Annotated in this window: 24 protein-coding genes and 1 pseudogene; 8 read left to right on the top strand and 17 right to left on the bottom strand. The window is 67.5% G+C overall.

Annotated features, from left to right (window positions below):
- Positions 1-8: 8 nt before the first annotated feature.
- Positions 9-2,134: pseudogene (locus MWN34_RS19780) on the top strand (cytochrome c1).
- A 68-nt stretch (positions 2,135-2,202) separates the two neighbouring features.
- Here MWN34_RS19780 and MWN34_RS07040 read toward each other — a convergent pair.
- From MWN34_RS07040 to lgt, 11 genes are all read right to left on the bottom strand, one after another.
- Entirely contained in the window at positions 2,203-2,679 is a 477-nt protein-coding gene (locus MWN34_RS07040; protein WP_247027983.1) for a MaoC family dehydratase, read from the bottom strand.
- The gene (locus MWN34_RS07045; RefSeq protein ID WP_247027985.1) at positions 2,676-3,134 is read right to left on the bottom strand and encodes a MaoC/PaaZ C-terminal domain-containing protein; all 459 of its coding nucleotides are present in this window, start codon (positions 3,132-3,134) and stop codon (positions 2,676-2,678) included. Before MWN34_RS07045 ends, MWN34_RS07040 begins: the two co-directional genes overlap by 4 nt.
- A 121-nt stretch (positions 3,135-3,255) precedes the next feature.
- Positions 3,256-4,353, bottom strand: coding sequence for a redox-regulated ATPase YchF (ychF, locus tag MWN34_RS07050; RefSeq protein ID WP_247027987.1), 1,098 nt, complete (start codon positions 4,351-4,353; stop codon positions 3,256-3,258).
- A 114-nt stretch (positions 4,354-4,467) separates the two neighbouring features.
- A complete protein-coding gene (gene pth / locus MWN34_RS07055) occupies positions 4,468-5,070 on the bottom strand; it encodes an aminoacyl-tRNA hydrolase (RefSeq protein WP_247027989.1) in 603 nt (200 codons plus the stop codon).
- Between the two features lie 26 nt (positions 5,071-5,096).
- Positions 5,097-5,729, bottom strand: coding sequence for a 50S ribosomal protein L25/general stress protein Ctc (locus tag MWN34_RS07060; RefSeq protein WP_247027991.1), 633 nt, complete (start codon positions 5,727-5,729; stop codon positions 5,097-5,099).
- A 191-nt stretch (positions 5,730-5,920) separates the two neighbouring features.
- Positions 5,921-6,802 carry a hypothetical protein gene (locus tag MWN34_RS07065; RefSeq protein ID WP_247027992.1) on the bottom strand — a complete coding sequence of 294 codons (882 nt, stop codon included), beginning with the start codon at positions 6,800-6,802 and terminating at the stop codon, positions 5,921-5,923.
- 198 nt (positions 6,803-7,000) lie between these two features.
- Positions 7,001-7,954, bottom strand: a complete 954-nt coding sequence (locus MWN34_RS07070; protein ID WP_247027994.1) for a ribose-phosphate pyrophosphokinase — start codon at positions 7,952-7,954, stop codon at positions 7,001-7,003.
- Between the two features lie 177 nt (positions 7,955-8,131).
- On the bottom strand, positions 8,132-8,926 hold the full coding sequence (locus MWN34_RS07075; protein WP_247027996.1) for a hypothetical protein: 795 nt from the start codon (positions 8,924-8,926) through the stop codon (positions 8,132-8,134).
- 244 nt (positions 8,927-9,170) lie between these two features.
- On the bottom strand, positions 9,171-9,932 hold the full coding sequence (gene pgeF, locus MWN34_RS07080; protein WP_247027998.1) for a peptidoglycan editing factor PgeF: 762 nt from the start codon (positions 9,930-9,932) through the stop codon (positions 9,171-9,173).
- Positions 9,929-11,074, bottom strand: coding sequence for a class I SAM-dependent methyltransferase (locus tag MWN34_RS07085; RefSeq protein WP_247028000.1), 1,146 nt, complete (start codon positions 11,072-11,074; stop codon positions 9,929-9,931). The genes pgeF and MWN34_RS07085 overlap by 4 nt, the downstream gene beginning before the upstream one ends.
- Positions 11,074-11,907, bottom strand: a complete 834-nt coding sequence (gene lgt, locus MWN34_RS07090; RefSeq protein WP_247028002.1) for a prolipoprotein diacylglyceryl transferase — start codon at positions 11,905-11,907, stop codon at positions 11,074-11,076. Before lgt ends, MWN34_RS07085 begins: the two co-directional genes overlap by 1 nt.
- A gap of 267 nt (positions 11,908-12,174) precedes the next feature.
- On the opposite strand from lgt, the gene MWN34_RS07095 reads away from it, so the two are divergent.
- The 5 genes from MWN34_RS07095 to MWN34_RS07115 all read left to right on the top strand — a co-directional run bounded on the left by MWN34_RS07095 (position 12,175) and on the right by MWN34_RS07115 (position 15,377).
- Positions 12,175-12,456: an accessory factor UbiK family protein gene (locus tag MWN34_RS07095; protein ID WP_247028004.1), complete on the top strand. Its 282-nt coding sequence runs from the start codon at positions 12,175-12,177 to the stop codon at positions 12,454-12,456.
- 281 nt (positions 12,457-12,737) lie between these two features.
- A complete protein-coding gene (locus MWN34_RS07100; RefSeq protein ID WP_247028006.1) occupies positions 12,738-13,235 on the top strand; it encodes a type III secretion system chaperone family protein in 498 nt (165 codons plus the stop codon).
- Between the two features lie 52 nt (positions 13,236-13,287).
- Positions 13,288-14,112, top strand: a complete 825-nt coding sequence (proC, locus tag MWN34_RS07105) for a pyrroline-5-carboxylate reductase (protein WP_247028008.1) — start codon at positions 13,288-13,290, stop codon at positions 14,110-14,112.
- Between the two features lie 110 nt (positions 14,113-14,222).
- The gene (locus MWN34_RS07110) at positions 14,223-14,924 is read left to right on the top strand and encodes a TetR/AcrR family transcriptional regulator (protein WP_247028011.1); all 702 of its coding nucleotides are present in this window, start codon (positions 14,223-14,225) and stop codon (positions 14,922-14,924) included.
- A gap of 99 nt (positions 14,925-15,023) precedes the next feature.
- Complete coding sequence (locus MWN34_RS07115; protein ID WP_247028013.1) at positions 15,024-15,377, top strand: tRNA-binding protein; 354 nt, start codon at positions 15,024-15,026, stop codon at positions 15,375-15,377.
- Positions 15,378-15,405: 28 nt separating this feature from the next.
- On the opposite strand, the gene MWN34_RS07120 is transcribed toward MWN34_RS07115, so the two are convergent.
- The 4 genes from MWN34_RS07120 to MWN34_RS07135 all read right to left on the bottom strand — a co-directional run bounded on the left by MWN34_RS07120 (position 15,406) and on the right by MWN34_RS07135 (position 19,070).
- A complete protein-coding gene (locus tag MWN34_RS07120) occupies positions 15,406-16,026 on the bottom strand; it encodes a hypothetical protein (RefSeq protein WP_247028015.1) in 621 nt (206 codons plus the stop codon).
- A gap of 78 nt (positions 16,027-16,104) precedes the next feature.
- Positions 16,105-17,475, bottom strand: a complete 1,371-nt coding sequence (locus MWN34_RS07125) for an ATP-binding protein (RefSeq protein ID WP_425532072.1) — start codon at positions 17,473-17,475, stop codon at positions 16,105-16,107.
- A 242-nt stretch (positions 17,476-17,717) separates the two neighbouring features.
- Positions 17,718-18,440, bottom strand: coding sequence for a response regulator (locus MWN34_RS07130; protein ID WP_247028017.1), 723 nt, complete (start codon positions 18,438-18,440; stop codon positions 17,718-17,720).
- A 9-nt stretch (positions 18,441-18,449) separates the two neighbouring features.
- Complete coding sequence (locus MWN34_RS07135; protein ID WP_247028019.1) at positions 18,450-19,070, bottom strand: MarR family winged helix-turn-helix transcriptional regulator; 621 nt, start codon at positions 19,068-19,070, stop codon at positions 18,450-18,452.
- A gap of 263 nt (positions 19,071-19,333) precedes the next feature.
- On the opposite strand from MWN34_RS07135, the gene MWN34_RS07140 reads away from it, so the two are divergent.
- Entirely contained in the window at positions 19,334-20,221 is an 888-nt protein-coding gene (locus tag MWN34_RS07140; RefSeq protein WP_247028021.1) for a branched-chain amino acid aminotransferase, read from the top strand.
- Positions 20,222-20,372: 151 nt separating this feature from the next.
- On the top strand, positions 20,373-20,996 hold the full coding sequence (locus tag MWN34_RS07145) for a DUF2239 family protein (protein ID WP_247028023.1): 624 nt from the start codon (positions 20,373-20,375) through the stop codon (positions 20,994-20,996).
- Between the two features lie 36 nt (positions 20,997-21,032).
- Here the strand turns inward: MWN34_RS07145 and MWN34_RS07150 are convergent, their stop codons facing one another.
- Positions 21,033-21,506 (bottom strand): molybdenum cofactor biosynthesis protein MoaE, encoded by a 474-nt coding sequence (locus MWN34_RS07150; protein ID WP_247028025.1) that lies wholly within the window; start codon positions 21,504-21,506, stop codon positions 21,033-21,035.
- A gap of 15 nt (positions 21,507-21,521) precedes the next feature.
- Positions 21,522-21,773 (bottom strand): molybdopterin converting factor subunit 1, encoded by a 252-nt coding sequence (gene moaD / locus MWN34_RS07155; protein ID WP_247028027.1) that lies wholly within the window; start codon positions 21,771-21,773, stop codon positions 21,522-21,524.

Below are 21,773 nucleotides of genomic sequence, written 5' to 3' on the forward strand. Positions count from 1 at the left end.
CCATTCACATGAGCGGACACGCGACATTCGAGCCGAAGAATCCCGCGCTCAAGTGGTTCGAGAGCCGGCTTCCTCTGGTTGGCCTGATTCATTCCTCCTTCATCGCCTATCCCACCCCGCGCAATCTGAACTACTGGTGGACCTTCGGCGGCATCCTCTCGCTGATGCTGGTCTGCCAGATCCTTTCGGGCGTGGTGCTGGTGATGCACTACACGCCGCATGTGACGCTGGCCTTCGACTCGGTCGAGCACATCATGCGCGATGTCAGCTATGGCTGGCTGATCCGCTACATCCACGCCAACGGCGCCTCGATGTTCTTCATCGCGGTGTACATCCATATGTTCCGCGGCCTCTATTACGGGTCGTACAAGGCTCCTCGCGAAGTGCTGTGGATCCTCGGCGTGATTATCTACCTGTTGATGATGGCGACCGGCTTCATGGGCTACGTGCTGCCGTGGGGGCAGATGAGCTTCTGGGGCGCCACCGTCATCACCAACCTGTTCTCCGCCTTCCCGGTGGTCGGGCCGACCATCGTGGAATGGCTCTGGGGCGGGTTCGCGGTCGACAACCCGACACTCAACCGCTTCTTCTCGCTGCACTATCTGCTGCCCTTCATGATCGCGGGCGTCGTCGTCCTGCACATCTGGGCGCTGCATATCGCAGGTCAGAACAACCCGACCGGCGTCGAGCCGAAGACCCCGAAGGACACCGTGCCCTTCACCCCCTACGCGACCATCAAGGACGCGTTCGGCATGGTGTGCTTCCTCATCTTCTTCGCCTGGTTCGTGTTCTACATCCCGAACTATCTCGGCCATGCGGACAACTACATTCCCGCCAATCCGCTGGTGACGCCAGCTCACATCGTGCCGGAATGGTACTACCTGCCGTTCTACGCGATGCTGCGCTCGGTGCCGGACAAGCTCGGCGGCGTGCTGACCATGTTCAGCGCGATCATCGTGCTGTTCTTCGTGCCGTGGCTCGACACCTCCAAGGTGCGCTCCGCCGCCTATCGCCCGCTCTACCGGCAGTTCTTCTGGATCTGGGTTGCGGCGTGCATCGGGCTGGGCTGGCTGGGCTCGAAGCCGGCGGAGGGCGGCTATGTCATCGCCGGGCGCGTGCTGACGGTGTATTACTTCGTCCACTTCCTCATCATCCTGCCTTTGCTCGGCCTCTTCGAGAAGCCGAAGCAGGTGCCGGCCTCGATCACCGAGGCGGTGCTGGCGAAGGGCAAGACTGCGGCCTCGCCCGCGACGACAGCGTGAGCGGAGCAGGAATGATGAACATGCGCTTTGCTTCCCTTCGTTCCTTCACGCTCGCCGCGCTGACGGCCGCGACGATGCTGGCCGGCACCGGCACCAGCTTCGCTCAGGACGCCCACGCGACGCCGAAGCCGCCTCGCGAAAGCTGGACCTTCGCCGGCCCGTTCGGCCATTTCGACCGTGCCCAGGTGCAGCGGGGCTTCCAGGTATTCCGCGAGGTCTGCTCGTCCTGCCATGCGGCCCACCTGTTCGCCTTCCGCAACCTCGCGCAGAAGGGCGGTCCGGAATTCTCCGAGGCGCAGGCCAAGACGGTCGCCGAATCCTTCAAGGTGCAGGACGGCCCCAACGATGCCGGCGACATGTTCGAGCGGCCCGGCCGGCTCTCGGACCGCTGGCCCTCGCCGTTCCCGAACGAACAGGCCGCCCGCGCCTCCAATGGCGGCGCCTACCCGCCGGACTTCTCGGTTCTGGCCAAGGCGCGCACCTATGAGGTCGGCTTTCCGGGCTTCCTGTTCGACATCGTGCGCCAGTATCAGGAGCAGGGGCCGGACTACATCCACGCGCTGCTGAACGGCTACAAGGATCCGCCGGAAGGCTTCAAGGTGCCGGAGGGGGGACATTACAACGAGTTCTTCCCCGGGCACTCCATCAAGATGCCGCCTCCGCTCTCGGCCGATCAGGTGACCTACACCGACGGTTCGCCGCAGACGGTCGAGCAGTATTCGCGGGATGTGGCGGCGTTCATGATGTGGCTCGCGGAGCCGCATCTGGAAGAACGCAAGCGCATCGGCTTCATGTCGATGATCTTCCTCATCGTCTTCGCCGGCCTGCTTTATTTCACCAAGAAGAAGATCTGGCGGAACGTCGAGCACTGAGCGGATCTGTATTTAGCGCTCGCACCATGGAAAAGGGCCCCTGCGGGGCCCTTTGTCGTTTGCGATGTTCAGGCCTCCTGCCGTTCGACGAACACGCAGTTGGTGAACGCGAAGACGAGCCGGCCATATTGATTGGTGCCCGTCTCGTGGCTGAAGACGAGGCCCCATTCCGGCCGGCTCGCGCTGGGCTTCTTCGCCGTGACCTTGCTGGCAAAGCTCAACGTGTCGCCGGCATGCACCGGCTTCAGCCATTGCAGGTCGCGAAAACCGGGGGAGGGGCCGACCCGCGGCACACGTTCGCCGCGGGCGCGCATCTGGCCATGCAGGCGCGCTTGGGCCGCCGCATGGAGGCGCGACCAGATCGCCGCCGTATGCCATCCGGAGGCCACCAGCCCGCCGAAATGGGTGCGGGCGGCGGCCGCGGCATCCAGATGGAATGGCTGGGGATCCCAGGCGCGGGCGAAGGCAATGATCTCCGGCGCCATGAAGGTGTGGGAGCCGAGCGCTTCTTCGTCGCCGACGTCGACATCCTCGAAGAATCTCATGCGAGCCGGGCTCCCGGGTTGCGGCGGCCGAACATGATGGTGCCGACGAGTTCACACGCCACGGCGTCGGTTCCGTCGATGAGCTCGAAGCGGAACTTCACCAGTCCCATGTCGGGCCGGCTCTTTGAACTGCGCGTCTCCAGCACGGCCCGCCGCAGGCTCAGCACCGCGCCGGGGTGAACCGGACGGAGATAGCGGACCTCCTCCATGCCGGGTGAGCCGAGGCAATCGCATTTGATGAGCAGGCCGTCCGCCAGCAGGCGCATGAAGATGGCGCAGATGTGCCAGCCGGACGCGGCAAGGCCGGCGAGCGGGGTCACCTCCGCCGCGGCGTCATCGAGATGAATGGGCGCAGGGTCGAAATCCCGTGCGAAGGCCACGATCTCCTCGCGGCCGACCACATAGCGCCCGCAGGTCGCAACATGACCCTCGTGGAAGTCTTCCCAGAACATCATGCGCGACGTGAACTCCCCGCGGCGCGGCGTCCTTCACGGGACGCCGCTCGGTTTCGACGCGCAAGGCGCCGGGCACGATCACACGGGAGAGCGTTGCCGGCGTCAAGTCGCCGGGCGGCATTCAGGTGTTGAAGCGGAAATGCAGCACGTCGCCATCGGCGACGACATATTCCTTGCCTTCCAGCCGCAGCCGGCCGGCATCGCGGGCCCCGGCCTCGCCCTTGCCCTTCACATAGTCGTCGAAGGCGATGGTCTCGGCGCGGATGAAGCCCTTCTCGAAATCCGAATGGATAACGCCGGCCGCACCGGGGGCCTTGGTGCCGGCGGTGATGGTCCAGGCGCGAGCTTCCTTCGGGCCGACGGTGAAATAGGTCACGAGCTTCAGGAGCTCGTAGCCGGCGCGGATCACGCGGTTGAGGCCCGGCTCATCGAGGTCGATCGCCTCGAGATAGTCGGTCTGCTCCTCGGGGGGCAGCACCGCGATCTCGCTCTCGATCTTGGCGGAGACGACGACCGCCTTCGCGCCTTCCTGGCGCGCGCGCTCGAAGACCTGGGCGGACAGGGGGTTGCCGTCCTTGGCCGAGGCCTCCTCGACATTGCAGACATAGAGCACGGGCTTGGAGGACAGCAGGCCGAGCATGCGGAAGGTGCGCTCTTCCTCGGGCTTCACGTCGACGAGGCGGGCGGGCTTGCCGTCGCGCAGCAGCGTCAGCGCGCGCTGCATGAGGTCGAGCGTCTCCTTCGCTTCCTTGTCGCCGCCCTTGGCCTTCTTCTCCAGCGCGGCGGAGCGCTTTTCCAGGCTGTCGAGATCGGCGAGCATCAGCTCGGTCTCGATGGTCTCGATGTCGGAGACCGGCGCGATCTTGCCCTCGACATGGGTGACGTCGCCGTCTTCGAAGCAGCGCACCACATGGGCGATGGCGTCGCATTCGCGGATATTGGCGAGGAACTGGTTGCCGAGGCCTTCACCCTGCGAGGCACCGCGCACGAGGCCGGCGATGTCCACGAAGGTAAGACGGGTCGGTATGATGGCCTGCGAACTGGCGATCTGCGCCAGGGTATCGAGGCGCGGATCCGGCACCGCGACGTCGCCGACATTCGGCTCGATGGTGCAGAACGGATAATTCGCCGCCTGCGCCGCCGCCGTCTGCGTTAGCGCGTTGAAGAGGGTCGACTTGCCGACATTCGGCAGGCCGACGATGCCGCATTTGAAGCCCATGGCTAAACCGTCAGTTCCGTGGTGTGCGTGTCAGGAAGCGTCCTAAGGGGGCGGACGCCGCATCGCAATGGCAAACGCCGCCTTTGCGTCTTGAATGAGCCGGCGGCGGAAGGGTCAGATCTTATGCGGAGCGGCAGGGTTGATGCCGCGCGCTTCCAGCACGAGATGCAGCCGGCTCTGGAATTCGTCGATCCGCCGCTGCACCAGCAGCTCGGAAAGTTCGGCGCAGCCCTCGCAGACCGCCTCGACCCAGGGGCCTTCGGCCTTGGCGAAGTCGTTCAGCACATAGGGCATGACCAGCGACTTGTCGCCCGGATGTCCGATGCCGAGCCGCACCCGCATATAGTCGTTGCCGCAATGCGCGGTGATGGAGCGCAGCCCGTTATGGCCGGCATTGCCGCCACCGATCTTGGCGCGCACCTTGGCAGGGGCGAGGTCGAGTTCGTCGTGGAAGACCACCACGTCGCCGAGCGCGATCTTGTAGAAGCGCTGCGCCTCGGCGACCGCGCGGCCGCTCTCGTTCATGAAGGTTTCGGGCAGCAGCGCCAGCACCTTCTCTCCCGCGATCTCACCCTCGCAGGCCGCCCCCTGGAAACGGCGGCGCCAGGGCGAAAAGCGATGGCGGCGGACGATCGCGTCCACCGCCATGAAGCCGATATTGTGCCGGTTGCCGGCATATTTCGGGCCGGGATTGCCGAGCCCCGTGAAGAGGAACACCAGCGTCTCCCGGTCCGAACGTCAGATCACTTCTTGGCCGGAGCCGCAGCTTCGGCCGCAGCAGCGGCGGCTTCGTCCGCCTCGGCTTCCTTAAGGCCCGAGGGGGCGGTGATGGTGACGAGGGTATCGTCGCCATGGCCGGCCCAGGTCACGCCCTCCGGCAGCTTGATTGCCGAGAGGTGGAACGAATCGCCGAGCTGGGCGGCCGCGAGATCGACGGTGACCGCCTCGGGAATGGCATCGGCCGGAACGTTCAGCGAGACCGAGTGGGCGACGATGTTCAGCGTGCCGCCGCGCTTGATGCCGGGGGCGTTTTCGGCGTTGGCGAAGTGCACCGGAATGTCGACCGTCAGGGTCGCGCCGGTGGCGACGCGCAGGAAGTCGACATGCTGCGGCAGGCCCTTCAGCACGTCGAGCTGATAGTCGCGCGGGATGACGCGGTGCTTGGTGCCGTCCACGTCCACGTTGAACAGCGTGGTGAGGAAGTGGCCCGCATAGATGGTGCGGTTGATTTCGGTGAAGTCGAGCGAGATGCTGACGGGCGCCTTGCCGTCGCCGTAGATCACGGCGGGCACGCGGCCGGCGCGGCGTTCAGCACGAGCGGCCCCCTTGCCGACAGTCGCGCGCGCCGTCGCCTTCAGTTCCTTGATGGCGGTCATTGGCTTGATCCTTCATGGGTCGTGCCCAACGCAACAGGGCCGCTCGCGCGGCCCGGCCCGTCAGGCGGTGCAGTTTCGAGTGTCGCCGGCGCGCCTCCAGGGGTGCGGATAGGCCGGATAACCCGCGGGCTCATAGCAGCAAAGCCGTGCGGGGGCAATGTCGGCGCGCGCATGCGGGACGCTCGCAGCCCTCAGAACTTGCCGAGCAGTCCGGCCTTGACGGTTTCCGTGCCCGTGGTGCCGATGGTGCGCACATGTTCGACCGACAGGAAGCGCTCGAACGGGCCGAGAGGTCCGCGCACCTCCATCGAGGTCGTCACATTCGACTGGTTGGCGAGTTCCGCCGTCATGCCGAACGTATCGCCGGGCGAGATCGCCAGCGGCATCTTGTAGGTGGTGCCGACAGCGGTGCCGTCATAGAGCGACACGCCGGTGCTCGCCGACGCGCCGACATTGCCGCTGCCATAGATGACGAGATTGTCGAGCGCGTAGTCGATCCGTCCCTTCACTTCGCCATTGCCGCTGCTGGCGGTGGCGGAGGAGAAACCGGACACCGGCGCGGTGGCCGACATGCTGGTGTTCAGGCTGACGCTCGCCGCGCCGTGCCGGTAGTCGAACTCGGTCGGGATCGTGTCGCGGCTGGCGGACGCCTTCTTCTTCGCGCGGCTCTGCAGCAGCCGCTGGATTGGCGTCGCCCCGATATAGTTCACCTTCGGCACGCTTCCGCCGCCGAGCGTCGCCCATACCGTTCCGGGCGCAGCCGGTTCAGGCGCCGCCTCATGACCGCCTTCGGCCGACGCGGAACCCTGTTCGTCCGGAGGCGGCGGCGAGACGGTCACGGTCAGATCCGGTGGATCGCCGGCGGCATCAGCCATCGCCGCGGCATTCGCGTTCTCGACGGCCTGCTCGTAGGGGCTCGCGCTGTCTGCACCGCCGGATGGGTCGGGCACAGGGTCGGGAATGGTGATCCCGGTCCAGGGATCGAAGGGCGCCTGCGCGCGAGCCGGATGGACGGCTCCAGTGGTGGTTATGCAGGCGAGCACCAGCAGGGCGGGCAGCTCGGAGTGCTGCATCGGGCCTCCATCGTGTTCGTTGGCGAGGCAACAGACTCGCGACGAAAGATGGACCGAACAAGGCACGCTTCCGTGAAAAATCGCGAGATCAAGGCGGTGTCAGGCCGTTTCGGCCGCGAACTGCCGAGTCATTACCCTGATCCGGTTTCGCTTTTGACGATCGCCATGCAAATGCTGCATGGCAATAACGCCAGCTCCTCAATTGAACAGGCCGGAGACGCTTTCCTCATGCGCGGTGCGGCTGATGGCTTCGCCGATCAGCGAGGAAATCGAGATCACCCGGATGTTGCGCGCCACCCGGACCGCCTCGGTCGGCTGGATCGAATCGGTGATGACGAGTTCCTTGAGGTTCGACGCCGTGACACGCGCCACCGCGCCGCCCGAGAGCACGCCGTGGGTTATGTAGGCGTAGACCTCCTTGGCGCCGCGCGCGAGCAGCGCATCGGCGGCATTCACCAGTGTGCCGCCGGAATCGACGATGTCGTCGACGAGGATGCAGCGCGTGCCTTCGACATCTCCGATGACGTTCATCACCTCGCTCTCGCCGGGGCGCTCGCGGCGCTTGTCGACGATGGCGAGGCGGGCATCGATGCGTTTGGCCAGCGCCCGGGCACGCACCACGCCGCCGACGTCGGGCGATACCACGGTGATGTTGGACAGGTCGAAGCGCGACTTGATGTCGGCGACCATCACCGGCGCGGCGAAGAGGTTGTCGGTCGGGATGTCGAAGAAGCCCTGGATCTGGCCGGCATGCAGATCCACCGTCAGCACGCGGTCGGCGCCGGCATGAGTGATGAGGTTCGACACCAGCTTGGCCGAGATCGGGGTACGGCCGGACGAGCGGCGATCCTGACGGGCATAGCCGAAATAGGGCAGCACCGCGGTGATGCGGCGGGCGGAGGAACGGCGCAGCGCATCGGTGATGATGAGCAGCTCCATCAGGTTGTCGTTCGTGGGGAACGAAGTCGACTGGACGATGAACACGTCCTTGCCGCGCACGTTCTCCTGGATCTCGACAAAGATCTCCATGTCGGCGAAACGCCGGACCACGGCCTGCGTCAAAGGCGTGGACAGATACGCTCCGACAGCCTCGGCCAGCGGCCGATTCGCGTTGCCGGCGACGATCTTGATCGATCCATTATTGCTGGACATTCCGGCGCGCTCCAAGCCGTCCTATCAGTTGGCGGGTTGTCTTACACCCGTCAGGGAGCCCTGATAGGCGGGCAGGCCCGCGCTGTAAAGCCGGGGAAGCCGCAGCAGGCGGTCGTTGTCACGCGGCAGGCTGGCAGGACTGCCGCGCGAGCGGCCCGGCGCATGACGATACGCGCGTCATTCGTGCTCGGGTGCAAAGGCGAGATTTCCGCCCGTGGAAGCAAGGGACGCATAGCCATTGCCGCCTGTGGCCGCGGACGCGCTGCGGGCAGCACGGGTGGTCGACGCGCGAGTGGTGGTGCCCGCTGGCGTGGCACGGGTTGGGGCGGCCGGGGCGGCCTCGTCATTCGCGGCTGTGGCGGGGGAAGTCGCCGCATCCTCGGCGGCCGGCGCAGCGCTTTCCCCTTCCGTCGGCGGCGTCTCGGCTTCTGCGGGCGCCGCGGGTTCGGCGCTGGCGACGGCGGTGCCGCTCAGCCGGCGCGACAGTTCGTCCATGCTCTGGGCGGCGATCCGGTCGAGCTGGTTCTGGTCGAGTTCGTCCCAGACGTCACCACTGGCAACGGGCTCGGAGCCGGAAATACGCATCACGCGGGTGCGCTCGGCATCGTCGAACACATCCCACGCCCAATCGACCGTGCCCTTGCCGTTCTCGACGCTGGCGGCGAGGTAGCCGCGCACGCGATAGGTGGCAGGTTCGTCGCGCGAAACGATCTGCACGCGATGCGAGCCGGCCTCGGAGTTGAGGCTGCTGACGAGCTTGGTGAAGACCGGCTGCGGAGGACCGTCGATCGATTCGAATGCAACTGTATTGCCGGCAGGCGCCCCTGCGGCGGTCGGGCCGGCGCTCATGTTGGTGGCGCGGGGGGCATCCGCACTGGCGACCGGTCCACCGGTGGTCTGGCAGCCGGCCAGTGCGAAGGCGGAAAGCACCACGCATACCGGGATGACAAGGCCGCGGGAAAGGATCGTCATGCACCATTCCTCAAGGTCGGCACCGCCCGTTTGGCGCGGGTGGTCCTTGGTTAAGGAATGGTTAAGCTGATTTCCCCGACAGGTCCAGAGGGTGCAGGGGGCGCCGGCATGCCGCTGCGATACGGCATTGGCGCCGGCAACATTTGGAAAAATAAGCGTTTTTCGTTGGCGGGCGACATCGGTGACCAGGCGCCCTCGTTAACCTTTTCGCGGGAAGGACGGGGAGAAGGTGTAGGGTGTGCCCCTACTCGATGACGATGGCGGCGATCTGCCGGCCGTAATCGGGCTCGCCCCGATGCGTCGCGCGGCGATAACTGAAGAAGCGCGTCTCGTCGGAATAGGTGTCGAGGCCGAGATCCTCCACCGTTCCCACGCCTGCCGCCCGAAGCCGGTCGGCGATGTAGCCGGGCAGGTCGAACATGGCATGGTTCGGCCTTTCCGAGGGAGCGAGGAACCGGCCATTCGCTGAATCCACCTCCGTGAGCCGGCCGATGAAATCCGGGCCCACCTCATAGCTCGGCTGGCGGATCAGCGGACCGATCACCGCGATGACGTTCGCGCGCCGCGCGCCAAGCTGCTCCATGCGCGCGAGCGTGCCTTCGAGCACGCCGCCCACCGCGCCCTTCCAGCCGGCATGGGCAGCGCCGACGACGCGGGCCACGGGGTCGGCGAACAGAACCGGCCCGCAATCGGCGATCGAGATGCCGACCGCGAGGCCCGGCGTCGCGGTGGCGAGCGCGTCGGCGTGGGGGCGCTCGGCGAAGGGAGCATCGACGGCGAGACAGTCCGGCGAGTGGATCTGGTAGCAGGTCAGGAAGCGTTCCTGCGGCACGCCGAGGGCACCGGCCATGCGCGAACGGTTCTCCGCCACATGCTCGGGCACGTCGCGCGAGCCGACGCCGGCATTTAGCCCGGCATAGATGCCGCCTGACACACCGCCCTCACGCGTGAAGAAAGCGTGCCGGATGCCCGGCAGGGCGCTGAGGGTGGGGGCTTCGATCTTCATCCGACGTCTCCTCGGGCAGCGATGGCGGTGTCTGCGAACGCTTCGCCGGTGGCGAATCCGGCGATTTCGGACAGGGAGGGATGCACCAGCGCGAGCGCCTTGAAGAGCTCGCCCATGCCCTCCGGGCCGGAGCCGGCGAGACGGTTGGCGGCTGCTGCGATAGCCTCCCGCGTCATCGCGTCGGCGTTGCGGGCCAGACGCTCGGCGCGCCGGGCGAGGCCGAGGCGCAGCAGGAGCTCGCCCTGGCCGATCGGGCCGAAGGCGCGGGCGCCGGCCGCGGTCGCGTGACGGGCGAGGGCGGCGAAATCGACATGGGCCGTGAGGTCGGCCTCGCCGGGATGAGCGAGAGGCTCGTCCGGGGCCTGTCGCCACAGTGCCTGCAGCGTGTCGCCGAAGCCCCCGGCATGACCGTAATCCACCAGCAGCGCCGCGCCCCCATCGCGCGCGATCCGCGCACCGATGACGGCCGCCACGGTTTCGCCGGCCGGGCAGATCTCCAGCACCGCGCCCGGCTCGGCCGTCTCAAGACGCGCCACCACGTCCGGCCGCGCGGGAGAGGGCACCAACCCCCAGCGCAAACCGCCGCGACCATCGATGCCGACCATCCGCTCGGCGATTCCGTGTTGCGTGCGCACGAACTGGCGCACCGGCAGGGCGTCGATGAACTCATTGGCGAGCAGGATCAGGGGTCCTTGCGGCAGCTCTTCGATGCGCTGCACCCACTCCACCCCGACATGCGCGACCTCCGGCGCCAGCGTCTGCGCCTGCCTTTCGCGCAAGCGGGGCGAGGCCTCGACCAGCACGATCCGCGCCGCCTCACGAAAACCCGGCACGATGCGGGTCGCCCGCAGAGCATCGCTCATCAGCGTCCCGCGGCCAGGGCCGAGTTCGGCGAGGATGAAGGGCGAGGGGCTGCCCAGCCGCATCCACGCATCCGCGGCCCAGAGGCCCAGCAGCTCGCCGAACATCTGGCTGATCTCGGGGGCGGTGATGAAGTCGCCTGATCGGCCGAAGGGTTCGGCGGTCGTGTAATAGCCGTGCACGGGGTCGAGCAGGCACAGCCGCATATAATCCTCGACGCTCAGCGGCGCGCCGCCGGCCTCGATCAATGCGGCGATGCGCGTGCCGAGCGGCGTCGTCATCAGGCGCCTGCCGCGCTGCGCGCGGGGCGGGAGCGGGCGCGCAGCATCAGGCTCGCGCCGAGCGCGAGCATGGGGAGCGACAGCAACATGCCCATGGTGAGCCAGTCGCCATAGAGATAGCCGAGCTGCGGATCGGGCTCGCGCACGAATTCCACCGTGATGCGGGCGCAACCATAGAGGAACACGAACAGCCCGGCTATGAGGCCCGGCCGCGCCAGCGCACCGCGCTTCGCGGCAATCATCAGGATGAGGAACATCAGCAAACCTTCCAGGCCGGCTTCATAGAGCTGGCTCGGATGGCGCGGCAGCGGACCGCCGGTCGGGAACACCATGGCCCACGGCACGTCGCTGGTCCGGCCCCACAGCTCGCCATTGATGAAATTGGCGAGGCGGCCGAAGAACAGGCCGATCGGCACCACGGCGGCGGCGATGTCGAGCATGGAGAGCAGCGGGAGGCCTCGGCGGCGGCAGAACAGCGCCATGGCGAGGATCGAGCCGAGGAACCCGCCATGAAACGACATGCCGCCATGCCAGACGGTGAGCGCGGCTATCGGATTCTGCAGGTAATAATCGAGATTGTAGAACAGCACATAGCCGATGCGTCCGCCGAGGATGACGCCGAAGGCGATCCAAACGACGGCATCGTCGAAGGCCTCCGGCGGTATGGCGGCCTTGCCACCCCACAGTCCATCGCGCTCGCACAGTCGCTTGGCCAGCCACCAGCCGAGAATCAGCCCGGCGATATAGGCGAGCGCATACCAGCGGATCGCGAAGGGCCCGAAGGCGATCAGCACCGGATCTATGCTGGGAAAAGGCAGGACGAACAGCGGCATGGGCGGCCTTTCGGTCGGAGGCGTTCCGGGCGAGGCGTCGCGACGCGACCCTCGCCGGCCCGAGCTCCCCATGCCTGCTCTTGCCCGCGTCGGATGGCCGGATCAAGACGCGCGAAGCCGGTTCGCGCGCGAAATGCGGGAGGACGCGGCCTGCCGCCCTTGCGCGCGGGCAGGCGAATGCCCATTCTCGCGCCATCGTCCCGGATGAAGGTGGGCTGCTGTATGCCGCCGGACCACCTTGGCCGCCGCCGGGACCGGAGAGAGACCATGACCCAGACCACCGGCCGCATTTTCGATGATTTCGCGCGCCTCATGAACGATGCGGCGGGCGTTGCCACCGGTGTCCGGCGCGAGGCGGAAAACGTGATGCGCACCCAGGCCGAGCGCATCCTGCGCGAACTCGACGTGGTGACGCGCGAGGAATTCGACACGGTTCGCGATCTCGCCGCCGCTGCCCGCGAGGAGAGCGAGCGTCTCGCCGCCCGCGTGGCCGAGCTCGAGGCGCGACTTGCGAAGATCGAGGCCGCCTCTCCGGCCACCTCAGCCTGATCCACGCAGGAGGGTGGCGGATCCGAAACCGCCATCCCGCCACTATCATGGTGGCGCCTGCTCCTTTCCGCGCTATGTGCTGGCCTGATGCTTCCACATGCCGCGTTCGAAAAGATCGGGGGCCACTCATAATGGTCGTAGCGAGGTAGGGATTCAGCGCGATACCCTTTGCTTGTCGGATGATTCGGAACGGATTGATTCTATTGTCCAATCCATCGTCGGGCAGACTGTTGCGTTACGTGCCGTCGACCCACTCCGCGCCAAACCTCGCGAGGTCGAGCATGACCTATACTGACTTTGAGTCCGAGACGCGGCTCCATCCGCTCGATCTGGTCGAGCGCATGGCCACGCTCAATGAATGGTCCTTCGAGCGTTCGACGGAAGACGAGATCACCATCTCCCTCGACGGGCGATGGACGGATTGTCATGTCTCGTTCCAGTGGATGGACGAGATCGAGGCGCTGCATGTGGCCTGCGCCTTCGATCTGAAGGTGTCGGAGAAGCGGCGCACCGAGGTGCTCCGGCTTCTCTCGCTCATCAATGAGCAGATGTGGATCGGCCATTTCGACCTCTGGTCCAAGGAGGGCGTGATCATGTTCCGCCACGCCTTGCTGCTGGCGGGTGCGGAAGCCACCGACCAGCAATGCGAGGCGCTGATGGAGTGCGCGGTCACTGCCGTCGAACGCTATTTCCCTGCCTTCCAATTCGTCGTATGGGCGGGCAAGACGGCGCGCGAGGCGATGGACGCGGTGCTGTTCGAAACGGTCGGAGAGGCCTGAGCCGCCGACGTTCCGGCACCTTCCTCGCGCCGTTCCATGAGGAGGGAACCGAATGCCCGTGCTTTCCGACATTCCGGGCCGCGTGCTGCTGGTCGGCGCCGGCAAGATGGGCGGCGCCATGCTTGAAGGCTGGCTCGGCCTCGGGCTTGATCCGGCCAAGGCGGCGGTGATCGATCCCGGCCCGCCGCCGGAGGTTGCGGCGCTGCTGGAAGGCCGTGGCGTCGCGCTCAACCCCCTCAATGGCGGGCCGCCCTCGGTCATGGTGGTGGCGGTGAAACCGCAGGTGGCGCCTGAGGTTCTGGCGAAAGTCGCCCCGCTTGCCGGGGCAGATACGCTGGTGGTTTCGGTGATGGCCGGGCGCACGCTGGCCTTTCTCGAATCCGTGTTTCCGGCCGGCACCGCGGTGGTGCGCTCCATTCCCAACACCCCGGCGGCGATCGGGCGTGGCGTGACGGTGGCCGTTGCCAATGATGCCGTGACCGATGTGCAGCGGAGGATCGCCGATGCGCTGCTGCGCGCGACCGGCGGGGTGGAATGGGTGGAGGACGAGGACATGATCGACCTCGCCACCGCCGTCTCCGGTTCGGGTCCGGCCTATGTCTTTCTTCTTGCTGAGGAATTGGCGAAGGCTGGAGCGGCTGCGGGCCTGCCCGCCGACCTTGCCGACCGTCTCGCACGGCAAACGGTCGCAGGCGCCGGCGAGCTGATCGCGCGTTCGGGCATCGAGCCGGGTGTGCTGCGGCAGAACGTGACCTCGCCGAACGGCACCACGGCGGCGGCGCTCGCTGTCCTGATGGACGCGAATCGCGGCTTCGGGCCGCTTCTGGCCGAGGCGGTCGCGGCGGCGGCGCGGCGTTCGCGCGAGTTGGCGGGCTGACGTGCAGGTAGAAAAGTGAGGCGGCGCGCGGGTTTGTGAGGGGGCAGCCCTTCACCCGCCCGCGCCGGTGCCTACCTTGGAAGGCATGTCCGCATGCGATGGAGGTTCTCATGACCGACAGCGATGTCCGTTCCCCGGCCGGTTCGCCCGCCGGCCGCGAGGCGATACTGGAGGCTTTTCTGGGTCTTCTGGCGGAGCGATCCTTCGAGACGATCAGCCTGACGGATGTCGCCGGACGGGCGGGGGTGAGCCTTTCCGAGCTGCGCTCCAGCTTCGGATCGACCTTTGACATGCTGGCCGGATTCGTGAGGGCGACGGACGCGAAAGTGCTCGCCGCGACCGAGGCCGATCAGTCCAGTGAGATGGACGATGAGATCGAATCGACCGGCCGTGACCGGCTGTTCGAGGTGTTGATGGCCCGGCTCGACGCGCTCGCCCCGCACAAGGCGGCAATCGGCTCGCTCGCCCGCTCCATGCGACGCAATCCGATGCTCGCGCTCGGCCTCAACCGGATGGCGGTGCGTTCGCAGCAATGGATGCTCGCCGCTGCCCGGATCGAGAACTCCGGGCTGAAGGGAACGGTGCGGGCCCAGGGGCTGGCGGTGCTGTTCGCCCGGGTGCTGCGCACCTTCGTCACCGACACCGATCCGGGCCTCGCCCGTACCATGGCGGAGCTTGACCGCGAACTCGCCAAGGGCGAGCGTGCGCTCGGCCTGCTGTGCGGGGTCGCGCGGGTGGCAAGCTGCCGCGGGCGCCGCCGGGGCATGGGGCGGGTGCGACCGGAGGATCAGGCGCCGGCGGCGGCGATCTGAAGCCGGGCGTTCCCGAATGCTGTGAATCGGCGGGCACGTTCCTGCCGGTCGGGATATCCCCGATCGGGAAGGGCCCTGTCCGCGACGAGAGGATGTGACGTGAGCCTGACCCCTGTCGAAACCATCGAGTTCGGCGATTTTCTCAAGGTAGATGTCCGCGCAGGGACCATCATCCAGGTCGAGCCCTTCCCGGAGGCGCGCAAGCCTGCGCTGAAGTTGCTGATCGACTTCGGCGGCTCGATCGGCGTGAAGCGATCCTCGGCGCAGATCACGGTGCATTACGCCGCCGAGGACCTCATCGGCCGGCAGGTCGCCGCGGTGGTGAACTTCCCTCCGCGCCAGATCGGCAAATTCATGTCCGAGGTGCTGACCCTCGGCTTCCCGGACGAGAATGGCGACGTGGTGCTGATGCAGCCGGAGCGCGATGTGCCGAACGGAGCGCGGCTGTTCTGAGGGTGCCTAGGCGACGTGCCGTCCGGCGTCAGATACGCACCCGGCCGCTAACGATGCTCTCGATCCGGGGGTGGGGAAATGCGATCTCGTAGAGCTGGCGGGCCGAATGATCCTCCCGCTTGACATACAGGCCCGGTATGTGGAGCTGGGTCACGCCGCCATGCTTTTGCGGCACCCATGATGACGCGCCTTCCGGGATCTGCCCCTTGCCCGAACGTCCATAGCCGATGTGCGAATCCTCGTGGTCGACCGGACGCACGGGCTTTCCGGCACCGGCATAGGCCTTCAGAGGAACCTCCAATATCGCGCTGACGAGACGGTCGACGCGGCTCCAATCATAAGGCAGCGCCAGGAAGAGCCGCGCGGCCTCCGTGAGGCTCATCTCGTTCTTTTCGTGGAATCTCGAGATCGTGTTGAAATTCTCGAAATCAATCCACCAGCCGCCGGCGACCTGGGCGGCCGGTGCAGCGCTGCTGGCGAAGCGGAAGTAGCGCTGGCCCGTCCGCAGATGGACCGCCCGGGGCATTTCGATGCCACCGGTGCCCACCCATTGGCCGTCATCGAGCCAGCGATCGACATGGAGGCCCCGCGCGAGCATGAGCCAATGGGGCTGCTGGAAGCACTCTTCATTGGCTGAGGTCATCGTCATGCCCCCATTGCGCTGCCATGGCGGATTTTACCATGGCCCGGCGGCCGGCGCATCGCCTTCCCGCGGTCGGCAGCAGACCTACACCGGAATCCGCACGCTCGCCCTCAGCCCTCCCAGCGGGCTGTCGCCGAGCGTGATGTCGCCGCCATGGGCCCGCGCGGCGTCGCGGGCGATGGTGAGCCCGAGGCCAGAGCCGCCGGCGTCCTGATTGCGGGCATCATCGAGGCGCAGGAAGGGGCGGAACACGTCCTCGCGCCGGTCGGCGGGGATGCCGGGGCCGTCATCGTCCACGCTCACCACCAGCCAGCGATTGTCCCGCGTGCCGGTGATGTCGACGCGGTCGCCGTGGCGGCCGGCATTGGCGACGAGATTGCCGATGCAGCGGCGGAAGGCGTCCGCCCGCACCGTTACCAGCGGATTGCCGCGGAAGCTGGCGGTTGCCTCCACCCCCGTGCGCTCGGCGTTCAGCCGGATGTCGTCCAGCATCTTCGCCATGTCGACCTGCACGGTCGGCTCGCCGCTGTCGTCGCGGGTGAAGGCGAGATAGGCCTCCAGCATGGATTGCAGCTCGTCCACATCCTTGCGCAGCATCTCCACCTCCGGCCCGTCGCCGAGGAAGGCGAGCTCCAGCTTGAAGCGGGTGAGAATGGTGCGCATGTCGTGGGAGACGCCCGCGAGCATGATGGTGCGCTGCTCGATCTGCCGCTCGATGCGCCGCTTCATTTCCAGGAAGGCGCGGGCCGCCCCGCGCACCTCGCGCGCCCCGCGCGGCCGGAAGCCGATGACGTCGCGCCCCTTGCCGAACGCCTCGGCCGCGTCCGCCAGCGCTTCGATTGGCTTGATCTGGTTGCGCAGGAACAGGATGGCGACCGCCAGCAACACCAGCGAAGTGCCGACCATCCAGACGAGGAAGATCAGCGAATTGGACAGGTAGGCCTGGCTGCGGCGGGCGAAGATGCGCAGCACCGAATCGTCGAGCTGGACCCGCACCTCGATGAGGTTGGAATTGCCCACCGTGTCGGTCCAGAAGGGGCGCCGCATCCTCTTGCCGAGCTCGGCGGTGAAGCTGGAATCGAGGATGGAGAAGAAGGGCTTCGGGCCGGGCGGAGGAAGGCGCTCGCCGGGCAGGAATTCGGCCGTCAGCCCCATGCGATCCTGCGCGATCTGGCGGATGCGGTCCTGGTCGGCCTGGGTAGGGAAGCTGGCGGCGAGATCGACCACCGCGGCGATGTCCTGCGAGACCGCGGCGGAGAGCCGGCGCGTCACCGCATTGTAGTGCCGCTCCATGAAGACGAAGGCCAGCACCGATTGCAGCAACACCATGGGGGTGACGATGATGATGAGCGAGCGGGCATAGAGCCCCTTCGGCATCACCCGGTTGAACCAGGCGCCGAAGCGGTCGTTCTGCCGGCGCATGCGCTCTGTCACCACGTCGGACGCCGCCTTCATCCGGTCCAGCCGGTCCTGCGGGGGACGCAGCCTCAGAGCCAGTGCGTCGAACCGGGCCTGCAGTGCGGGAGAGGGGCGCAGCGAAAGACGCAGCTTTGCCGCGAGATCGTCCAGCCGAGCCTGCGCCGCAGGAGAGGGCCGCGGCGAGAGGCGCAGTTTTGCCGCGAGCGGCGCGGCCAGCCGCTGCAGGGCGGTGCGCCCCTTGGTGCCCGGCCCTCCGGGCCGCTGGCCGTGGATGAGGCTCACGGGGTGACGACCAGCCGGTAACCGGAGCCGCGCACGGTCTGGAGATAGGCCGGGTTGGCAGGGTCGCGCTCGATCTTGCGGCGCAGCCGGTTCACCTGCACGTCCACCGCCCGGTCGCCGACACCCGCGCCGGGAGCGGCCAGCGCCTGCCGGGGCACGGTGTCGCCGGGCCGTTCGCTCAGCACGCGCAGCATGTCGCGCTCGCGGTCGGTGAGGCGCACCGCCTCGCCCTCCCGGGTCAGCTCGCCGCGCCCGACATGGAACAGGAACGGCCCGAAGCGCACGCTCTCGATCGCCTGCGGCTGGGGCGTCGCCGAGCGCTTGAGGATGTTGCCGATGCGCAGCAGCAATTCGCGCGGCTCGAAGGGCTTGGCGAGATAGTCGTCGGCGCCGATCTCCAGTCCGGCGATGCGGTCCGCCGGCTCGGAGCGGGCGGTGAGCATCAGGATCGGCACGGGGGATTCGCCGCGCACGAAGCGGGCCAGCTCCAGCCCGGATTCCCCCGGCATCATCACGTCGAGGATCAGCAGGTCGAAGGTCAGCCCGGCGAGCCGCCCGCGCGCATCCGCCGCCGAGGCCGCCGTGGTGACGCGATAGCCCCTGTCGGACAGGAAGCGGGAGATGAGATCGCGGATGCGGGTGTCGTCATCCACGATCAGGAGATGCGGCGCGTCGTCGGCGAGCTTCGGACCCGATTGCGGGTCGGCGGTGGTGAGCATGGGAACTCCTCAGCCGGCGCCGCGCGGGCGGGCCGGCGGGCGCAGCAGGGCGGCACGGGCTGGGTCGGCCGCGGATTCGGCGCGGGCGATGAGCTTCTCGATCGGCCCGCGGTCCTCGGCGTCGATCATCGAGACGAGGAAGCGGCGTGCATTGGCCTTCGCGTCCGCCATCCGGCCGTCCGGGCCGGCGCATTCGGCAAGCGCCCGCTCGATGCGCGCCGATTGCAGGGCGATGAAGTCGCGCGCCAGCGCCTCGCCCTTCGGGGTGAGGTAGAGCAGGCGCTGCCGGCGATCGGACGAACCGGCGCGGCTGTCGATGAAGCCCTGGTCCACCAGCTCGCGCAGCACCCGGCCCAGGCTCTGCTTGGTGATGCGCAGGATGTCGAGGAGGTCCGTTACACGCATGCCAGGGTGGCGGTGGACGAAATGCAGCACCCGGTGATGGGCGCGGCCGAAGCCGTAGCGCGCCAGGATTTCGTCGGGGTCGCTGACGAAGTTCCTATAGGCAAAGAACAAAAGCTCGATGATGTCGACCAGCGGAGCCGCAGGCGCACCCTCGATGGATCGCGCCTGCGGCGGTGCGGGGGGATCTGCCGCGCGCTGGGCGGGTGAGACATTTACGTCAGCCATGTTGACTTTTTTCGTTATGATCGTTACCCAGATGTCCTGTTCGACGAAAGGATCGTTCGGCTGTGCCGCACTTCGGCCCTTGGATCGTCGACCGGTGGCTCTCTCGTAAAGACAGGGCTGAACGATAACGGGACTTCGTCCGCGAGGCAAAGCATCCCGCTCCAGCGGGGCGGCCGGAAGACCCAACACACACAGCGCCGGGGAGACTGGCGGGCCGGCACCCCTCGGACGGGGGATGGCGGCCGGATTTGGAGAGACATGAAATGTCCGCGGAGCCCTTCGACAAACGCGACGGCTGGATGTGGTATGACGGCGCCATGGTGCCGTGGAACGATGCCAAGATCCACGTGCTCACCCATGGCCTGCACTATGGCAGCTGCGTGTTCGAGGGCGAGCGCGCCTATGGCGGCGAGATCTTCAAGCTCGACGAGCACTCCGCCCGCCTGAAGGAGAGCGCCCGGCTGCTCGATTTCGAGATTCCCTACAGCGTGGCCGAGATCAACGCCGCCTGCCGCGAGGTTCTGGTGAAGAACAGCTTCACCGACGCCTATCTGCGCCCGGTCGCGTGGCGCGGCTCGGAGATGATGGGCGTCTCCGGTCAGCAGAACAAGATCCACCTCGCCATCGCGGCGTGGCAGTGGCCGAGCTATTTCGACCCCGAGGAGCGCCTGAAGGGCATCCGCATCGGCAATGCGAAGTACCGCCGCCCCGACCCGCAGACGGCCCCGTCCACCTCCAAGGCGGCCGGCCTCTACATGATCTGCACCATCTCCAAGCACGCCGCCGAGCGCGCGGGCTTCGCCGATGCGCTGATGCTGGACTGGCGCGGTTATGTGGCCGAGTGCACCGGCGCCAACATCTTCTTCGTGAAGGACGGCGTCATCCACACCCCGCTGGCCGACGCCTTCCTGAACGGCATCACCCGGCAGACCGTGATCGAGCTGGCCAAGCGCCGCGGCTTCGAGGTGCAGGAGCGCCGCATCACCCCGGACGAACTGCCGGGCTTCCAGGAGTGCTTCATCTCCGGCACCGCCGCCGAGGTGACGCCGGTTTCCGAGATCGACGGCATCCATTTCCAGCCCGGGCAGGTCACCAAGACCCTGTTCGAGGACTACATGGCCGAGGTGCAGCCGAAGAAGAAGGCGGCCTGAGCCGTCGTCTTCGGGCACGAGAAACGCGAAAGGCCGCCTCCGGGCGGCCTTTTTGCGTTTGAGGCGGACGGTGAGGGAATTATACCCGGGCGATATTGACGGATAAATTTATCCGGGTATTAATGGCCACCTCGTCAACGGAGTGCGTCCCATGTCCGCCAGACTAGCTTCCCCTCTGCCCCGCGCCACCGCCTTCCTCGGCACCCGCCTCGTCGCCGCTGGCCCTCTGGATGCCGTCGCCGTCGCCGTGAAGGCGGCCGGGAGCGGAGCGGGGGAGATGCCGCTGGTGTTCGACGATACGACCGGGCGCGTCATCGACCTCGACCTGAGGGGCAGCGATGCCGAGATCGTTGCGCGGCTGGAGAGTGCGCGCCACCATGCCGAGCTTCGGCCGCCGGAGACGCCGAGCGCCGGGCGGGGCCGGCCGAAGCTCGGGGTGGTGGCGCGGGAGGTGACACTGCTGCCGCGGCAATGGGACTGGCTAGGCCACCAGCGCGGCGGCGCCTCGGCGGCGCTGCGCCGTCTCGTGGACCAGGCCCAGCGCAGCGAGGGCGCGCAGGACAGCGGCCGGGCGGCGCCCGATGCGGCCTATCATTTCCTGCATGCTATCGCCGGCGACCTGCCGGGCTATGAGGAGGCGACCCGCGCCTTGTTCGCGGGGGATCGCCCGCGGATGGAAAGCCATATGGCGCCATGGCCGGAGGATGTGCGCCGCCATGCGCTGCGCCTCGCCTTCGGGTCTGCCGCCGATGATCGCACCGCTCCCGCAGCCTGAGCGTCGCGTCGCTCGGCAGGCACCCAAGCCGCGGCTTCAGGGAAGCGGGTCCCACCGCCCCGCCGCGTCGTCGTCGGCGGCCTTTGCGTCCACCCAGCCCGTCGCCGCCTCGCGTTCCTCCTGCTTCCAGAAGGGGGCGCTGGTCTTGAGCCAGTCCATCAGGAATTCGGCGGCGGCGAACGCCGCGCCGCGATGCGCCGAGGCGGTGACCACCAGCACGATCGGCTCGCCGGGCACGATGCGGCCGTGCCGGTGGATCACGGTTGCGCCCATCAGCGGCCAGCGGCGGCGCGCCTCCTCGACATGGCGGGCGATTTCCTCCTCCGCCATGCCGGGATAGTGTTCCAGCGTCAGCGCCACCAGCCGGCCGCCGGCCTCGGGGGCGGCGTCGTCGGCCCGGCACAGCCCGGTGAAAGTAACCAGCGCGCCGACATCCTGGCGCCCGTCCGAAAGGGCGGCGGCCTCGCATGCGGCGTCGAAGGGCGCGCTCTGGATGCGGACGGTGAACATGGCCGGCCCCCGGCTTCAGCCGCCGGTCATCGGCGGGAAGAAGGCGATCTCGCGCGCCCCGGCGATCGGCGCTTCGGGCCTGGCGTGCACGCGGTCGATGGCGGCCCGCACGACGCGGGGATTTTCGAAGGCGTGGGCGTAATTCTCGCCGCGTCGGGCGAGGAAGGCGGCGAGGTCGGCCAGCGTCGCGACGCCGGCGGGCAGCTCGATCTCCTCGGCCTCGACGCCGACACGCTCGCGCACCCAGGCGAAATAGCGGATCTTCAT

Origin of the sequence: Ancylobacter crimeensis (assembly GCF_023016805.1) — a bacterium.
In the GTDB taxonomy this organism is placed as follows: Bacteria; Pseudomonadota; Alphaproteobacteria; order Rhizobiales; family Xanthobacteraceae; genus Ancylobacter; species Ancylobacter crimeensis.

Bases quoted from the DNA above. Each gene is read 5' to 3' on its own strand.
- MWN34_RS07110 (WP_247028011.1), top strand. From the start codon at position 14,223: ATGACCGACAGCGATGTCCGTTCCCCGGCCGGTTCGCCCGCCGGCCGC.
- MWN34_RS07100 (WP_247028006.1), top strand. From the start codon at position 12,738: ATGACCTATACTGACTTTGAGTCCGAGACGCGGCTCCATCCGCTCGAT.
- MWN34_RS07135 (WP_247028019.1), bottom strand. From the start codon at position 19,070: ATGGCTGACGTAAATGTCTCACCCGCCCAGCGCGCGGCAGATCCCCCC.
- ychF (WP_247027987.1), bottom strand. From the start codon at position 4,353: ATGGGCTTCAAATGCGGCATCGTCGGCCTGCCGAATGTCGGCAAGTCG.
- MWN34_RS07045 (WP_247027985.1), bottom strand. From the start codon at position 3,134: ATGATGTTCTGGGAAGACTTCCACGAGGGTCATGTTGCGACCTGCGGG.
- MWN34_RS07150 (WP_247028025.1), bottom strand. From the start codon at position 21,506: ATGTTCACCGTCCGCATCCAGAGCGCGCCCTTCGACGCCGCATGCGAG.
- MWN34_RS07085 (WP_247028000.1), bottom strand. From the start codon at position 11,074: ATGACGACGCCGCTCGGCACGCGCATCGCCGCATTGATCGAGGCCGGC.
- moaD (WP_247028027.1), bottom strand. From the start codon at position 21,773: ATGAAGATCCGCTATTTCGCCTGGGTGCGCGAGCGTGTCGGCGTCGAG.
- MWN34_RS07040 (WP_247027983.1), bottom strand. From the start codon at position 2,679: ATGAGATTCTTCGAGGATGTCGACGTCGGCGACGAAGAAGCGCTCGGC.
- MWN34_RS07065 (WP_247027992.1), bottom strand. From the start codon at position 6,802: ATGCAGCACTCCGAGCTGCCCGCCCTGCTGGTGCTCGCCTGCATAACC.
- MWN34_RS07130 (WP_247028017.1), bottom strand. From the start codon at position 18,440: ATGCTCACCACCGCCGACCCGCAATCGGGTCCGAAGCTCGCCGACGAC.
- MWN34_RS07060 (WP_247027991.1), bottom strand. From the start codon at position 5,729: ATGACCGCCATCAAGGAACTGAAGGCGACGGCGCGCGCGACTGTCGGC.
- MWN34_RS07125 (WP_425532072.1), bottom strand. From the start codon at position 17,475: ATGAAGGCGGCGTCCGACGTGGTGACAGAGCGCATGCGCCGGCAGAAC.
- pgeF (WP_247027998.1), bottom strand. From the start codon at position 9,932: ATGAAGATCGAAGCCCCCACCCTCAGCGCCCTGCCGGGCATCCGGCAC.
- MWN34_RS07120 (WP_247028015.1), bottom strand. From the start codon at position 16,026: ATGACGATGACCTCAGCCAATGAAGAGTGCTTCCAGCAGCCCCATTGG.
- MWN34_RS07140 (WP_247028021.1), top strand. From the start codon at position 19,334: ATGTCCGCGGAGCCCTTCGACAAACGCGACGGCTGGATGTGGTATGAC.
- MWN34_RS07145 (WP_247028023.1), top strand. From the start codon at position 20,373: ATGTCCGCCAGACTAGCTTCCCCTCTGCCCCGCGCCACCGCCTTCCTC.
- MWN34_RS07095 (WP_247028004.1), top strand. From the start codon at position 12,175: ATGACCCAGACCACCGGCCGCATTTTCGATGATTTCGCGCGCCTCATG.
- MWN34_RS07070 (WP_247027994.1), bottom strand. From the start codon at position 7,954: ATGTCCAGCAATAATGGATCGATCAAGATCGTCGCCGGCAACGCGAAT.
- MWN34_RS07075 (WP_247027996.1), bottom strand. From the start codon at position 8,926: ATGACGATCCTTTCCCGCGGCCTTGTCATCCCGGTATGCGTGGTGCTT.
- lgt (WP_247028002.1), bottom strand. From the start codon at position 11,907: ATGCCGCTGTTCGTCCTGCCTTTTCCCAGCATAGATCCGGTGCTGATC.
- proC (WP_247028008.1), top strand. From the start codon at position 13,288: ATGCCCGTGCTTTCCGACATTCCGGGCCGCGTGCTGCTGGTCGGCGCC.